Origin of the sequence: Candidatus Competibacter denitrificans Run_A_D11, assembly GCF_001051235.1 — a bacterium.
GTDB lineage: Bacteria > Pseudomonadota > Gammaproteobacteria > Competibacterales > Competibacteraceae > Competibacter_A > Competibacter_A denitrificans.
Genome location: NZ_CBTJ020000108.1, coordinates 62460 through 77997 on the forward strand (window position 1 = coordinate 62460; position 15538 = coordinate 77997).

The 15538-nt window shown below is 56.4% G+C and carries 11 protein-coding genes and 1 pseudogene; 7 read left to right on the forward strand and 5 right to left on the reverse strand.

Annotation, left to right across the window (positions count from 1 at the left end):
- Positions 1–72 precede the first annotated feature (72 nt).
- The 4 genes and pseudogenes from BN873_RS17000 to BN873_RS21405 form a co-directional block, all read right to left on the reverse strand.
- Positions 73–753 (reverse strand): IS6 family transposase, encoded by a 681-nt coding sequence (locus BN873_RS17000; protein WP_048676577.1) that lies wholly within the window; start codon positions 751–753, stop codon positions 73–75.
- Positions 754–783: 30 nt separating this feature from the next.
- Positions 784–1622, reverse strand: a protein-coding gene (locus BN873_RS19745) for an IS5 family transposase (RefSeq protein WP_102047061.1) whose coding sequence is annotated in 2 segments (ribosomal slippage) — positions 784–1238 and positions 1238–1622 — 840 coding nt in all. Because the reading frame shifts where the segments join, the coding sequence is not laid out codon by codon here.
- Positions 1623–2007: 385 nt separating this feature from the next.
- A complete protein-coding gene (locus BN873_RS20575; RefSeq protein ID WP_171820515.1) occupies positions 2008–2160 on the reverse strand; it encodes a hypothetical protein in 153 nt (50 codons plus the stop codon).
- Between the two features lie 223 nt (positions 2161–2383).
- Positions 2384–2482 (reverse strand): annotated as a pseudogene (locus BN873_RS21405) (hypothetical protein); the annotation flags it as partial.
- 196 nt (positions 2483–2678) lie between these two features.
- Between BN873_RS21405 and BN873_RS17015 the strand changes: the two are divergent.
- From BN873_RS17015 to BN873_RS19750, 5 genes are all read left to right on the forward strand, one after another.
- Entirely contained in the window at positions 2679–2864 is a 186-nt protein-coding gene (locus BN873_RS17015; RefSeq protein WP_048676582.1) for a type II toxin-antitoxin system HicA family toxin, read from the forward strand.
- Positions 2865–2872: 8 nt separating this feature from the next.
- Positions 2873–3289 (forward strand): type II toxin-antitoxin system HicB family antitoxin, encoded by a 417-nt coding sequence (locus tag BN873_RS17020; RefSeq protein ID WP_048676585.1) that lies wholly within the window; start codon positions 2873–2875, stop codon positions 3287–3289.
- 1143 nt (positions 3290–4432) lie between these two features.
- On the forward strand, positions 4433–5080 hold the full coding sequence (locus BN873_RS17025; protein ID WP_048676587.1) for a PEP-CTERM sorting domain-containing protein: 648 nt from the start codon (positions 4433–4435) through the stop codon (positions 5078–5080).
- Positions 5081–5255: 175 nt separating this feature from the next.
- Positions 5256–13055, forward strand: a complete 7800-nt coding sequence (locus tag BN873_RS17030) for a PKD domain-containing protein (RefSeq protein ID WP_048676589.1) — start codon at positions 5256–5258, stop codon at positions 13053–13055.
- A 315-nt stretch (positions 13056–13370) separates the two neighbouring features.
- Positions 13371–13679 (forward strand): REP-associated tyrosine transposase, encoded by a 309-nt coding sequence (locus BN873_RS19750; protein ID WP_082161372.1) that lies wholly within the window; start codon positions 13371–13373, stop codon positions 13677–13679.
- A gap of 154 nt (positions 13680–13833) precedes the next feature.
- On the opposite strand, the gene BN873_RS17035 is transcribed toward BN873_RS19750, so the two are convergent.
- On the reverse strand, positions 13834–14433 hold the full coding sequence (locus tag BN873_RS17035) for a recombinase family protein (protein WP_048676591.1): 600 nt from the start codon (positions 14431–14433) through the stop codon (positions 13834–13836).
- A 38-nt stretch (positions 14434–14471) separates the two neighbouring features.
- On the opposite strand from BN873_RS17035, the gene BN873_RS17040 reads away from it, so the two are divergent.
- Positions 14472–14840 carry an IS630 transposase-related protein gene (locus tag BN873_RS17040; RefSeq protein WP_048676593.1) on the forward strand — a complete coding sequence of 123 codons (369 nt, stop codon included), beginning with the start codon at positions 14472–14474 and terminating at the stop codon, positions 14838–14840.
- On the forward strand, positions 14764–15297 hold the full coding sequence (locus tag BN873_RS17045) for an IS630 family transposase (protein ID WP_242434462.1): 534 nt from the start codon (positions 14764–14766) through the stop codon (positions 15295–15297). The genes BN873_RS17040 and BN873_RS17045 overlap by 77 nt, the downstream gene beginning before the upstream one ends.
- Positions 15298–15538 lie beyond the last annotated feature (241 nt).

The following is a 15538-nucleotide window of genomic DNA, read 5'->3' on the forward strand; positions in this document are numbered from 1 at the left end:
GCTATAAGGGTTCCGTTGCGTTAATTTCTGTAGGGTAATGCCTAAGTTAGGGTGGCCTTGTCGCAGGCACAGCTAGGCGGCGAGGGAATAGAATTGCTGGGCAGCTGACAAGTCCTGCGAGTTTTGCATCTGACCTTTCTTGATCCTGTGCATCAGCTCAATGTCCTGGAGGGTGATGCGGGCAGAGCGAACGGTTTGAAAGCCCAGTATCGGCCGAACGAGCCGTTTTATGGCTCGGTGATCCTGTTCGATCAAGTTGTTTAAGTCCTTGCGCTGGCGGATGTCGATTTTGGAATCGGCGTTGACGTTGGCGTCGAGCGCGATCAACGCGGCGGTGTTGGCTCCACTTTGATCAATGGTGACCTTCGTGGGGCGGCCATGCTGGCGGATGGCTTTCTTCAGAAACCGCAACGCGGCCTTCTTGTCACGGTGTGCGGTCAGCAGAAAATCAACCGTTTGCCCGGTCTTGTCGACCGCCCGATAGAGGTCGTTCCATTGCCCTTTGATCTTGATATAGGTCTCGTCCATCCGCCAACTTAAACCCACCGGCTGCTTATGCCCCCGGCGAAAACAGGCTTCCAGCAACGGTGTGAACTTCTGAACCCAACGGTAGACATTCGTATGATCAACCGCAACCCCGCGTTCCGCCATCATCTCCTCCAGATTCCGATAACTCAACGGATAGGCCAAATACCACCGCACACATAGGAGAATGATCTCCTTTTCATAGCGATGGCCTTTGAAGTCGATCATGCGGTTTGCCTTAGAGTCCGTTTCAAAACATTATTTGGGATTACAAAGTTTTCTGAGCATACATCGGATGGAAGCGAGGCGCAGGAAGGCCAAGGCTTTGAGGTTGAGGTTCTCCCAGTCTTTGGCGAGTCGCCGACAGCGGTTGAGCCAAGCCAGGCTACGTTCGACGATCCAGCGCTGGGGCAGGACGGTAAACCCTTTTGTACCGGCCGGACGCTTGACGATCACGACGGTCAGATCGCCTCGCAAGGCAGCGACACCTTGACCAAAGCAGGGGCCTTGATAAGCTCCATCCGCAAAGAGCGTCTTGAGCTTGGGAAAGGTCTTCTGGAGTGTAGCCAGGAGATACAACCCACCGTCTCGATCCTGGATATCCGCCGGATGCACTAGGGCTTGCAGGACTAACCCCTGGGTGTCAACCAGGACGTGCCGCTTCTTGCCCTTGATCCGTTTCCCAGCATCATAGCCCGCAGGATCAATCCGCGCCCCCCTTTTTCCGCCGATTGGACGCTTTGACTGTCAATGATGGCAGCGGTCGGTTCGGGATTGCGCCCCGCTTGGGTGCGACACTGGTCATACAAGGCGGTGTGCAGATCATCCAAAGTGCCATCGTACATCCATAAATCCAGGTACCCAAACAAGGTTGGGTACGGGGGCAAATCCTTCGGTACCGCTCGCCACTGGCAGCCCGTGGATAGCACATACAAAATCCCATTCATCACTTCACGGACATTGACCCGCCGTCGGTTACCGCCCGGCTTGGCCGGGCGAATCTGCGGTTCGACCAGACTCCATTCCGCGTCCGTCAGATCACTCGGATAACGTAGCTGGTCTCGGTTGTAGCGCACCCGGTTCTCAACCGTCCACATGACTTCTCCTCCCACTTACCTCAAATCACTCTCTTCCACTGTAACACATGATTTAAAATCAGTATGTTTAAAAACGGACTCTTAGGCATCTCGGTCGGGCCGCATAGACTACCGAAACTCAACAACCCCCGCTAACGCAACGGAACCCCCGCAAAAAGGCAGCACGGGAAGGGCGCGCATCGCTCGCTTCTAGCTCATTTCATTCTGAGGTCTCGCCCATCAATCCTGCCAGTGGATTGCGCCCCTAGACCGGCTGTGCCAGCGATTTTGCAATTCAAGATAATGGACGGAATCTTGAATTATAGGGATTAAGATGCGTAAAAATACGTGTTACGTAATATTTAAAAAACAGAAAGACCGAAGTTCTGGTGGTTTTATCCTGGCACTACCCACGCCATAGACGGGGGGTGACCGTCAGCTTCAATAATTGCCGACTTAGTGCCGTTAAATCTTGTTCCGCCTTGATGTGCCGGGCGACCTCTACCGCCAGCTTCTCTAACTCCGGCGAAACGTCTACTCTGCTTAATGGCGTCGTCATCATCAATGCTCCTGGCACGGTTCCGTTGCATTAAGCGGAGGTTGTTTAGTTTCGGTAGTCTATGCAGTCCGCCCAAGACTCTTAGGATAAGCCGCCTGATCGACTTCAAAGGCCACCGTTATGAAAAGGAGATCATTCTCCTATGTGTGCGGTGGTATTTGGCCTATAGCAGAATCGAACAAAGGTGATCATATGGTAGTGCCCCAAAAAAGACTTCCGCAGGTTAAGAGGGTATAGCGACCACCTGGGCCAAGACGGCGGCTGGCGTGCGATACTGCAACTGACTATGTAATCGCTGTTCGTTATACCACTGCTGGAATGCGGGTAAGAGGCTTCAGATTTCCCGGATCATCGCATTGCGGGGCGACTGTGGGGACTGGCGGCCACCGGCTGGTGTGAAAGATGCCGCCGACTTCAACTTGTTGGAGGGGGACCAGTCGCGATCCCGGTCGCCATCCGTTCAAGCTTGTTGACGGAGAGTGCACTGGTTCTATCTATCTTGATGTATTCTTGTTGATATGAACGGGAACGAGGTGATCGCCAAGTTAAAAGCGGCGGGTTGGACGCTGGCGCGTATCAACGGCAGCCATCATGTCATGGTGAAGGGAAGTCAATCCGTTTCCGTGCCTGTGCACGGTAAGCGCGATCTGAAACCGGGATTGCTCGTCGGTATCGCGCGACAGACCGGCGTCAAACTCAAGTGAGGCATTCTATGGAAATTCGCTATCCCGCCGTGCTGGAACCTGAAGAAGGTGGCGGTTTCTTCGTGCGCTTCCTGGATGTGGAAGGCGCTATGACTGACGGTGAAACGCTGGATGAAGCCTTATTCAACGCTAGCGAAGCCCTGTCGGGCATTCTGGGCTGGATGTTGGAGGAGAACCAACCGCTACCCACTCCATCTCCGGCAGAAGAAGGCCTGTATCTCATTGCCCCCGACGCCCGTACACAAGCGGCCTTATTGATCCGTCAAGCGCGCGGAGATCGGTCGCTGGCTGAACTAGCCCGTGCCTTGGAAACCTCCTGGCCGTCTGCGCAACGGCTGGAAAATCCCCGTCACTCGCCCACCTTGCACCAACTGGAGCGCGCGGCGGCCGCGCTGGGCAAACGGCTGGTGCTGGCGCTGGAGTGAGGGCGACGCTTTCAAATCGATACGCCATTTTATCGTTAAAATTTTTATTTTGGTTAACATCAAAAACCCAGAAACCCTATCACAACTCTTCTAAATCGACCGTAAACCCATCGGCGACTTCCACGATGGAAAAACCGGCGGGCCTGTAGCTCAGCGCCTAGACCCGCTAATCCGAAGGTCTTTACAGCATCGCGCAATCCGTTGATCTCGCACCCCTTTTTCGCTGTCAGGCGCTAGCCTTTTCAAACGGCTGCGAACGAAGCCATGAATGCCATTGATCCCGATTCGAAAGCTTGTCTGGCGCGATGTGTCAGGATTTTTTACACTTGCGAAGAGCACGGTCACTCCAGATTCCCAGCAGGCAGCGAGCACCTCATCAACGCTGTTTAGGTCAAGTGTGTACGGGCGGCTCTTTTGCAAGACATTGATTTGATAGCTTTGAGTCTTAGGTGGAGATCAGTTCTTGGAGAATCCGGGTCTTTTGTTTCGGGATGGGAGGCTATACAGTGAAGCCGAACAGCCCTCGAACGGGACGCCTCCAGGCTGGAATTGTACGGTTTACACACAGGCTTCACTTGACGCACTGTCAGGATTTTTTACAACTCTTGGGTTTCTTGTAGGGTTTCGCTGGAGGTCTTTTAGATAAAGCACTGTTCTTTTTGCTTTATTTTAAACTGGAATTTATTTTGCATTAAGTTTGGGTACATTTTGTCTTGATTTTGTCTTGGTTTTGAGAGGTTGGGGTTTCTTTCTAGGCGTTGAGGTCATCCAACTCGCCAGATCGGATTGATCGGTAACACTGTGACGCAACGCGCCTGCCTCTTGTAAAAAAAAGAAGCGCAGTTGGAAGGCAAAGGGTGATTTGAGGGATTGCCGAACGTGGATTTATTGACTTGCATTCGTTCTCATGGCGCGCTGGTGCCCGATCGCTGGGTCCATTGGCGTTCTACATCGTTTCCCGTGCGCTGTGGTGCGCGTCGTTTCGTCGTTTCTGTTCTCTCTCACCCAATCCCTGACAGACGCCCTGTTCTCGCCTTGCCTTTTCTCCGGCTTGTTCGTGGGTCTTTCCTTGCGCTTTTTTCTGCCCTTGCGTTTTTTCCTTTCTTTTTTCTTCTTTCTTCTGCTGAATCGAGAGCTTGACTAATGGATACGTCGTTGACTTGCCCCTGTGGGTTGAAAAAACGGGTTTCCGCGTTGCGCCTGCCCCGGCGCTTGATGAGCCGCTGTGAGTTAGTTGTTTTTTTATGGATAGCGACCCTCTTCGCCAGCCCCGCACACGCTATTAGCATCACCACGGCGCTGACGGATTTAGGGAGCAACAGTTACCGCTACGACTACACGGTAACCAACGATGGTTCTCTGGGCAGCGGGGTTTCGTTGGGTCTTTTCGATCTGTGGTTTGATCCTGCACTGTACGATGAAACCTCTTTAACGCCCGTGTCCTCATCGGCTGTTATGAATGACTGGCTGGAAACGATCCTCGCCTCGGCGCCGGGCGGGGTGCCTGCGCTGTACGATGTCTCCGCGTTAGGGACCGGACTTGCGGTCGGCAAGAGCCTGAGCGGTTTTGCTGTGCAATTCACCTGGCTCGGCACATCCGCGCCGCCACTGACGCAAGCGTTTGACGTCTACGATCCCGCTACCTTTGTTCTTCTTGAAACGGGGACCACGATTTCGAATACGCCAGTGCCAGAACCGGCCACCGTCGGCTTAGTCGCGCTGGGCGCATTAGGGCTTCTGCGGCGCCGTCAGCGCCCACAAGACCCGCACCGCCAAAGACACACCGCCTAACTCAGTAGAGCGAGGTCGCCCGCCCTTAGGCGGTCGATCTTGTTACGCTTCTGGTGTCGGCTAACGAAGTCGAGCCGTTTGGCTGATCAGATTTTTTATCCAATGATTTAATTAATTATTCAGTCACTTAGCCAATAATCTATTTATAGAATTCCAAGCAGTGGGGAGAGGGATCATGTCGGGATTTCGTGCATCGCGTTTCTTTTTCGTTGCTATCGTCTTATGCGTCGCCGCATTAGCTTATCAACTGGTGGAGAATGTAGTGGCGGCGGGCAATCTCACGGTGGGCAACTACGCCCTCATGGCGAGCCGACGGCTGAGCAGCACGATCTACGAATACGAATATCGTGCCCAGGTCACCAATAGCGGTGCATCTGTTGAGAACGTCACCGCGACTTTAGATGCCGCACGCCTTCCCACCGGCGTCACCGTGGTCGAGGGCGCATTAAGCTTTGGCGCGGTGGGCGAGAACGCTACGGTCGCCAGTCGCGATACCTTCAAAGTCCAGCACGACCGCCGCTATGCCTTCAACGCCAGCGCCCTGGTCTGGGTCCTGCGCTTCGATCCCATCACCCCACCCAACCAAGCGCCGAGCGCCAACGCGGGGCCTGCGCAAACCGTGCGGGTGGGAACCACCGTCACCTTAGACGGCAGCAGCTCGACCGATCCGGATGGCCAAACCCTCACCTACGCCTGGTCCTTCGTCAGCCGTCCGGCGGGAAGTACCGCGGCCCTCGCCAACCCCACGGCGGTCAATCCTACCTTCAGCATCGACAAACCCGGAACCTACACCGTTCAACTGCTCGTCAATGACGGCCAAATCAACAGCGCTCCGGCTACCGTCACCATCAGCACTGAAAACTCACCGCCCGTCGCCCATGCTGGTTCCGCGCAAACCACCCAAGTCGGTAAAACTCTTACTTTGGATGGCAGTGCCTCCAGCGATGTCGATGGCGATCCGCTCACCTTTCACTGGACGTTGAGCCAAATTCCTCCAGGCGGCAATGCCCAGCTTTCCGAAGCCCAAGCCGTCAAGCCCACCTTCACCGTCAACCAACCGGGCACTTACACCCTCCAACTGATCGTCAATGACGGCCACATCGACAGCGCCCCGGCCACCGTCACCATCAGCACCGAAAACTCGCCCCCCGTCGCCCACGCCGGTCCCGACCAAACCGCCCTGGTCGGCGCAACGGTCACCCTGGATGGCCGTCAATCCACCGACCCCGATCACGACACGTTAACCTACGCCTGGTCGCTCACCGCCAAACCCAGCGGCAGCCAAGCGAAACTCAACGCCCCTACCACCGCTCAGCCGACCTTCGTGGTGGACAAGCCCGGCGCGTATGTCGCCCAGTTAATCGTTAACGACGGCCAGGTCAATAGCATCCCGACCACCGTCGCTATCAGCACCCTCAACTCCAAACCGGTTGCCGTGGCCGGACCGGATCAAAATGCCCTTACGGGGGCCACCGTCACCCTGGATGGCTCCGCCTCGCACGATGCTGATAACGACACCTTAACCTATCAGTGGTCGCTCACGGCTCGGCCCACCGGCAGCGCCACCCAGTTCGCCAACCCCACCCAAGCGCGCACTACTCTCATTCCCGATCTTGCAGGCACTTATCTGGCCCAATTGATCGTTAACGACGGCCACCTCGACAGCGATCCCGACAGTGCTTTAGTCACCGTGACCGCTGCACCGCCGACCAACCATCCACCGACCATCGCCTCCACCGCCCTGACCGCCGCCACGGTCAACCAAGCCTACCGCTATGCGCTGAGCGCCACCGATCCCGACGCAGGCGATACGCTGCGCTACAGTCTCATCACCCAGCCCACCGGCATGACCATCAATGCCACTACGGGCTTGATTGAATGGACGCCCACCAGCGTCGGCGGCGTCAATGTCGTGGTGCGGGTTACCGATCAAGGCGGTCTGTTCGCTGAACAACGCTTCACCATCACTGTCACCAACACCACCGCCAATCAAGCGCCGCAAATCAGCGCGAGCGCCACTCCCACCAGTATTACGCTGCCCACCACGACCGTAAGCCTGACTGGAACCGTCAGCGACGATGGCCTGCCCAATCCCCCCGGTGCGTTGACCTTCGCCTGGAGCAAAGACAGCGGTCCGGGTACGGTCACCTTCGACAACGCCCAACAGAAGAACGCCACCGCCACTTTCTCCGCTGCGGGAACCTATGTGCTTAAGCTCACGGCCAGCGACAGCGAGAAGAGCGCTTCCGCCACCGTCACCATCACGGTGAATCCCGAATCCCAAGGGCCGCTGCCGCCTGATCCGGCCACGGTCGCGCCCCCGGTCGATCCCACCGTCGCTACCACCACCCATGCGGCGACCCAGTTCCTCTATACCGGCAGCAACCCCATTCAGACCGGCGTTGCATCGGGAACGATTGAACCCAAACGCGCCGCCGTGCTGCGTGGCAAGGTACTGGATAAGCAAAACAATCCACTGCCGGGCGTCACGATCTCGGTGCTCAACCACCCGGAATTTGGTCAGACCTTGAGCCGCGCCGATGGTCAATTCGATCTGGCTGTCAATGGTGGTGGGTATCTCACCCTCAACTATCAAAAAGCGGGCTACCTCCCCGCCCAGCGCCAGGCCAATGTTCCCTGGCAGGATTTTGTGGTCTTGGAAGCGGTGGTGTTGATCACTGCCGATTCACAGGTCACTACTGTCGATTTAACCGCCAATAGCCTCCAAGTCGCGCGGGGCAGTGTGGTTAATGACGCGAGCGGTCAACGGCAAGCGACGCTACTAGTTCCGGCGGGCACGACCGCCCAGGTCTACAACGCCGACGGCACCACCCGGCCTGTCACCACCTTGACCTTGCGCTTGACCGAATACACGGTCGGCGAGAACGGCCCGCAAGCCATGCCAGGGCCACTACCGCCGACGGTTGCTTATACCTATGCGGTGGAATTGGGTGCGGCGGAAGCGACTGTCAAGAAAGAGGGCAAGGATGTGCTGTTCAATCAGCCCGTGCCCTTTTATCTCGATAACTTCCTGAATATGCCGGTTGGGATTCGGGTTCCGGTAGGCTACTACGACAAGGACAAAGCTGCCTGGATACCTACTAACGACGGGCAGGTGATCAAAATCCTCAGTATCGCTAATGGCCTGGCTGCTCTGGATACTGATGGCGACAACGCGGTGGATAACGGCGCGGCCTTGGGCGTGACGGATGCGGAGCGAGGGCAGTTGGCCAGTCTCTATGCGGTCGGCAAGACCCTGTGGCGCGTACCGCTAGCGCATTTATCTACTTACGATTGCAATTATGGCATAACGGCTCCGCAGGGCAGTGCCCCCCCCCAGCCAGGCGAGCCTAAGAACAGGGATCAAAATCAACCGAAAGAGCCAAACTGTCAGCCCAATGCCTCCACGATTCAGTGCGAGAGCCAGACCTTGATTGAGTCGGTCGGTATTGCAGGTACATCTTATAGCCTAAATTATGCTAGTGACCGCGTGCTGGGACGGCTGTCTGCTAATACGCTCGATATCCCCTTAAGCGGTCCTTCGATCCCCTCGACCCTCAAACGGATTGAATTGGCGGTCGATATTGCTGGACGACATATCAGACAAACCTTCCCGGCTGCCCCCAATCAAACCTTCACGGTCGATTGGGATGGCAAGGATGCGTATGGACGGAAGCTCCTGGGTCGGCAGCCCGTAGCGATAAGGATCGGTTACGTTTATAACGCCGTCTATGCTTTGCCACGGGCACTCGGAAACAATTTTGGACTGGCAAGCGGCCTACCAATCCCCGGAAATATACCGGCACGTCAGGAAATCACCCTCTGGCAAGCGCAACAAAGCCAGGTGGGACTTTGGAATGCCCAACAGCAGGGCTTGGGAGGTTGGATGCTAAGCGTCCATCATGCCTACGATCCGGTAGGGAAAATTCTCTATCTGGGCAACGGTGGCCGTCGAAATGCTGACAAGCTGCTGGATACCATCATGACCACCGTGGCCGGCAACGGCACTAACGGAATCAGTGGTGATGGCGGCCCCGCGATAGCCGCCCAATTGGGGGCGGTTGATGATGTCGCGGTCGGCACCGATGGTAGTTTGTACATTTCGAGTGCGGGTCGGATACGCCACGTTAAACTGGATGGGATCATAGAATCCTTACCATCTCTATTATCGGAAGGTATAGCAGTTGGTCCTGATAACCGTGTTTATTACACAGAAATAGCAGAGGGTACCCATAAGGTTTACCGTCTCGAATCCGATGGTACGTACACGACCATCGCGGGAACTGGGAAAACCGTTCTTGGTGGTGAAGGAATTCCAGCTATTCAATGTCCTCTTTATATGCCCCTTGATGTAGTGGTCGCTGCTGATGGCGCTATATATATCGCTGAAACTGGTTACCATCGCATCCGCCGCGTGGGTCCCGATGGATTGATCACCACAGTGGCTGGCACCGGCGTGATGGGATTCAGCGGGGATGGCGGGCCTGCCACCGCGGCGCAATTGCATTACCCTGAAAGCGTCGCGCTAGGACCGGACGGCATTCTCTACATTTCGGATACAAGCAATAGCCGGGTGCGGCGGGTAGGGCCTGACGGGATTATCACTACCGTAGCCGGTAATGGCGGCGATTGTTTGCCTAGAACCGGAACGTGCGGTGATGGGGGTCTCGCCATTAACGCTCAATTTAGAACTCCATCAAGTCTTGCCGTTAGCAGCACGGGAGATATTCTAATTGCTGATACAAACGGCACCCGCGTTCGCCGAATCCGGCCTGACGGGATCATCACTACCTTGGCGGGTACGGGAGACTATTGCCCTGAAGGCACGGACCCCTGCGGGGATGGAGGTCCCGCCACTGCCGCCCTGCTTGGACGACCGTCTGTGGCTGTGGGGGCGGATGGCAAGATCTACATCGGCGATAATTACAATTCCCGTGTTCGCTCGGTGAGCCTGTTATTACCAGGCGTGGGCGTGGATTATATCGTCATTGCCTCGGAAGATGGCAGGGAACTGTACCGTTTCGATGCCACCGGTAAACATCTCAGCACGACGAACGCCTTAACAGGCTCTCTGGTTTACCAGTTTGGTTATGACAGTGCAGGCCGCTTGAACACTGTCACGGATGGCGATGGTAATATCACCACCATTGAGCACGATACCAGCGGCAATCCCACCGCCATCGTGTCTGCTTTCGGACAACGCACTGCCTTGAGCGTCGATGGTGATGGCTACCTCGCCAGCGTCAGCAATCCCGCTGCTGAAAGCCATCGGATGGCTTATACCAGCGACGGCTTGTTGAGTCGCTTTATCGATCCCAAAGGAAGCGTGGCCACGATGAGCTACGATGCGCTTGGGCGCCTGTTGCAGGACAATAATGCGGCGGGGGGTAGCCAGGCGCTGGCGCGTACCGAATTTGCCAATGGCTACCAGGTTAACCGCTCCACAGCGTTGAACCGGATCACCAGCCATCGGGTTGAATCTTCATCCATCGGCAATCAACATCAGCTCAATACTTGGCCTGACGGGACGTCTACTGAGGTGCTCAGCGGCACTGACGGTAGCCAGAAAACAACCCTAGCCGACGGCACAGTCAGCACGCTCCTGCAAGGCCCTGACCCGCGTTTCGGGATGCAGGCCCCTCTCCCCAAGAGCCTGACGACCACCACCGGCGGCCTGACCTCCACCCTGACCACGGAGCGCACGGTCAGCCTGAGCAACCCGCAGAACCTGCTGAGCCTGACCACCCTGACCGACACTGCCACCCTCAACGGCCGCACGGCCACCAGCATCTACACGGCGGCCACCCGCACCACAGTTGCTACCTCCCCAGCGGGTCGGCAGCGCACAGCAATCGTTGACACCCAGGGGCGGATCACCCAGGCGCAGGTGCCCGGCCTGGCGACCATCAACACGAGCTATGATAGTCATGGCCGACCCAGCGCGATCACCCAAAGCAGCGGCAGTGAAACCCGCACGTTGTCCTTCGCTTACAACCCACAGGGCTATCTACAAACGGCTACTGATCCCCTAGGGCGCACCGTCAACTACGCCTACGATGCCGCAGGCCGCGTCACCACCCAAACCTTACCCGACGGTCGGCAGATTTTGTATAGCTACGACGCCAACGGCAACTTGACCTCATTAACGCCGCCGGGTCGCACAGCCCATGCCTTTGCCTATACCCCGGTGGACTTAACCCAGCAATACACCCCGCCCACTGTGAATGCGGGCAACCCCAGCACCGTCTATGCCTATAACGCTGACAAGCAGGTAACACAGATCAGCCGCCCTGATGGCCAGACGCTCAGCTTCGCCTACGACAGCGCCGGTCGTTTAAGTACCTTAACCACACCCACCGGTGCTTACAGCTATGGCTATAACACCGCAGGCAAGCTCGCCAGTCTCAACGCGCCCGATAGCGGCTTGGCCTACAGTTACAGCGGTTCCCTGTTGACGCAAACCGCCTTGACTGGCGTGATCGCCGGTACCGTTGGCTTTGCCTACGACAACGATTTCCGCCTGACCTCGATCAGCGTCAATGGCACCAATCCCATCGCTTACCAATATGACCCTGACAGCCTTCTCACCCAGGCAGGCGACCTGACCCTCAACCGCAATGCGCAAAACGGTTTACTGACGGGCACAACGCTCGGTAGCGTCAGCGACAGCCTCAGCTACAACGGTTTCGGCGAAGTCGTCAACTACAGCGCAGCCTATAACGGCGCGGCGGTCTTCGCCACCCAATACACCCGCGATGCGCTGGGTCGTATCACGCAGAAGCAGGAAACGATCCAAGGCAATACCACCACCGACGCCTATGGTTACGACACCGCAGGCCGATTAGTGCAAGTCAGCCGCAATGGTGCGGTCGTCGCGCGCTACGCTTACGATGACAACGGCAATCGCCTGAGCAAGACGGCGGGCAGCACCGTCAATGGCACTTACGATGCGCAAGATCGCCTGACCCAATACGGCAACACCACCTATGCCTATACCACCAACGGTGAGCTAGCGAGCAAAACCACCAGCGGTCAGACCACCGCCTATCAATATGATGTGCTCGGCAACCTGCGGCGCGTCACGCTCTCTAATGGGACAGTGATCGACTACCTCATCGACGGTAACAACCGGCGTATCGGCAAAAAGATCAACGGCACCCTCACCCAAGGTTTCCTGTATCAAGGCAGTTTGACCCCTGTGGCCGAACTGGACGGCAACGGACAAATCAAGAGTCGTTTCGTCTACGCCACTGGCGTCAACGTACCGGACTATCTGATCAAGGGGGGTTCTACCTACCGACTCGTGAAAGATCATCTTGGCAGCCCTCGGCTCGTTATCGACACCAGTACCAGTAACGTGACCCAGCGGCTGGATTACGATGAATTTGGCAACATCACCAACGATAGCAATCCAGGTTTTCAGCCCTTTGGGTTCGCGGGTGGCATATATGATCGCGACACCAAACTCATGCGATTTGGTGCGCGGGATTACGAGGCGGAAACAGGACGATGGGCGGCGAAAGACCCGATTTTTTTCGGGGGCGGGGATACGAATTTGTATGGGTATGTGGTCAATGATCCAGTCAACTGGATTGATGCATTAGGATTATGGAAGCATTATGGAAATTGGGGTGGGCCTGGATGGACAAATGATACCGATACATGGACCGAAGATGAAGATTTTCCAAAGAGAGGTGAAAATGGTTTTAAGGAGCCTATAAATCTTCGCGATGAATGCTATTACGAGCACGACTTGTGTTTAAGAATTTGTGCAACAAATAAAGATGGTTGCTTTAGAAAAGAATGCCGATCTGATTGCGATACAAGGTTATCACAATGCCTCAGCAAGGTTGATGGTAAATACGGTAATACTGATAGTGAGGAACTCATCTTCAAATATATAAGGCCTAATAATAACTCCGGTGGCTATTATCCTTTCAGTAATAGTCGGCCCCATCTAAACTATTGGGATTAGCTAGGTGGGATAAGCATGGCGTACCTTTTCCGGGGCATGAACGCTGGACGGTACGCGGTGCATACCCTATGGAGGCAAATGGTGAATTATCGTCGGTGCTACGTGCCGGACAGGTTGATCTTCGGCGATACTTTGGTCTTGTCCAAACTGGATTGGCTGGCACGTTCTGTCCCCGATGCCAGCACGTAGGGCGGGTTAGCGAAGCGTAACCCGCCGATTCCGTGACTTCCTCCAAGGCGGGTTACGGGCTGGCACCCTAACCTGCCCTACCCTTTTGCCTTTTGATCGGGCGGCGCATGAGGCACACTCCCTAACATGCCTCATTATCTCCGTGCCTATGTCTCCGGCGGTTCCTCCTTTTTCACGGTCGCCCTTTTGGAACGCCGCCGTTGCCTGTTAACGGAGCACATTGACTCCCTGCGCACCGCCTTCGCTGCCGTGCAGCAGCAACGCCCTTTTCACATCGACGCTATCGTTATCCTTCCCGATCATCTGCATTGCTTGTGGGCCTTGCCGCCGGACGATGCGGATTACTCCACGCGATGGCGGTTGATCAAAGCTGCGTTTTGCCGAAGCGTTAAATCGGGGGAACGCTTATCTAAGCGAAGACAACGATCAGGGTGAGACAAGCGCGGTAACCGCTCCTCAACTGCCTTGCATTATCTCAAGAGACCTATCGCAGGTCAGTCTGCGTTGATCTGATGACTCCTCTCGGATGACCATGCCACGCAACGGGCGAATGACCGCTCTCAAGCACGAGTACGCCTTCGGTATCAAATCAGGTACGAGCCAGGAACTTCTTGCCGTCGGGACGCAGCTCACCCTTCGGCGACACATGCCGGTACAAGGTCTGGCGGGTGATACCCAGCTCCTTACATAAACCGCCGACGTGGGTTTCCGGTTGTCCCATCGCCGCCATCGCCAAGCGCAGCTTAGCGGCAGTCATCTTGAACGGCCGCCCACCTTTCCGGCCACGCGCCCGCGCCGACGCCAAACCAGCGATCGTGCGCTCGGCAATCAATTCGCGCTCAAATTCGGCGAGTGCGGCGAAGATACCGAAGACCAGCTTGCCCGCAGCGGTCGTGGTGTCAATCGCCGCCCCATGACCGGTGAGTACCTTGAGGCCGACGCCACGCCCCGTGAGGTCGTGCACCGTGTTGATCAAATGGCGCAGGTCGCGTCCGAGCCGATTCAGCTTCCAGACAACCAGCGTATCACCTTGCCGCAGTGCCTTCAGGCAACTGGCCAAGCCGGGTCGATCCTCCCGTTTGCCGGACGCCTGGTCCTCGTAAAGATGTATTGGCTCGATACCGGCAGCGATGAGCGCATCGCGCTGCAAGTCGGTGGCCTGGGAGCCATCCGCCTTCGAGACCCGCATGTATAGCAAGATCGAATAATATTGAGTATTGTATCGAGATGGCCTATTCACTGGATTTTCGACTACATGTGCTGGCGATCCGGCAGCGGGATCAGCTATCGATTGAGCAGACCGCCGCGCGTTTTGCGGTGGGGAAAGCGAGCGTGATGCGCTGGGTTAAGCGACCGGAGCGTAAGCCATCGGGGTTTCGGCGAGGTAAGCTGGCTATCGACGCACTGGCGCAAGATGTACGGGAGTATCCGGATGCCTACCAATACGAGCGGGCAGCGCGATTAGGCGTTCGGCAGAGTACGATTTGCTATGCGCTGAGGAAAAAGCTGCGGGTGTCCTATAAAAAAAACGCAGTACCATCCCCGCGCAGACGCGGCGGCGCGGGACGCCTTTCAAGCGCGGCAGGCGGCTTATGAAGCGGCCGGACGGCCGCTGGTATGGATTGACGAGAGTGGGTTTTCCAAGGACATGCCGCGTCGGCAGAGCTATGCGCCGATTGGGCAACGCTGTTATGGCCGCTGGGACTGGCACGCCAAGGGTCGTACCAACGTCATCGGCGCCCTCCTGGGCTTGCAGCTCCTGGCCGTCGGTTTGTTTGAATCCAGCGTCAACGCCGAGGTCTTCCTCGCCTGGGTCCACCAGGTTCTCCTCCCCCAGTTGCCACCGGCCGCCGTGATCGTCATGGATAACGCCGCCTTCCACAAACGCGCCGACATTCAAAACACCCTCCGTCAGGCTGGCCACACCCTCGAATACCTCCCACCCTATTCCCCTGATCTCAACCCCATCGAACACAAGTGGGCACAGGCCAAAGCTGTCCGCAGACAAACCCACTGCTCCGTCGATGATCTCTTTCGCTCCAATAGAATATGATCACCTTTGTTCGATTCTGCTATAGCCCATCAGCATCGTTGTATGGTCACTTAAACGTTCGATTATGTGACTTATGAGCCATCCAGCGAATGGCCCTCCAAAGGGGTCACTTAACCCGTCATTTAGACTACGACATGTAAAAGGTTTAGGAGTTACGCAGTTGCCGGTAGCCTGTAAAGTGGATTAGTCAGATAGGTGCGGATGGCGGGGCGGATGATAGCGAGTTTCGCCTCAAACCAGC

What these genes read in the sequence shown, in the direction of transcription:
- BN873_RS19750 (WP_082161372.1), top strand. Translation starts at nt 13,371, where the DNA reads ATGCCTCATTATCTCCGTGCCTATGTCTCCGGCGGTTCCTCCTTTTTC.
- BN873_RS17040 (WP_048676593.1), top strand. Translation starts at nt 14,472, where the DNA reads ATGGCCTATTCACTGGATTTTCGACTACATGTGCTGGCGATCCGGCAG.
- BN873_RS17030 (WP_048676589.1), top strand. Translation starts at nt 5,256, where the DNA reads ATGTCGGGATTTCGTGCATCGCGTTTCTTTTTCGTTGCTATCGTCTTA.
- BN873_RS17035 (WP_048676591.1), bottom strand. Translation starts at nt 14,433, where the DNA reads ATGCGGGTCTCGAAGGCGGATGGCTCCCAGGCCACCGACTTGCAGCGC.
- BN873_RS20575 (WP_171820515.1), bottom strand. Translation starts at nt 2,160, where the DNA reads ATGACGACGCCATTAAGCAGAGTAGACGTTTCGCCGGAGTTAGAGAAG.
- BN873_RS17000 (WP_048676577.1), bottom strand. Translation starts at nt 753, where the DNA reads ATGATCGACTTCAAAGGCCATCGCTATGAAAAGGAGATCATTCTCCTA.
- BN873_RS17015 (WP_048676582.1), top strand. Translation starts at nt 2,679, where the DNA reads ATGAACGGGAACGAGGTGATCGCCAAGTTAAAAGCGGCGGGTTGGACG.
- BN873_RS17020 (WP_048676585.1), top strand. Translation starts at nt 2,873, where the DNA reads ATGGAAATTCGCTATCCCGCCGTGCTGGAACCTGAAGAAGGTGGCGGT.
- BN873_RS17025 (WP_048676587.1), top strand. Translation starts at nt 4,433, where the DNA reads ATGGATACGTCGTTGACTTGCCCCTGTGGGTTGAAAAAACGGGTTTCC.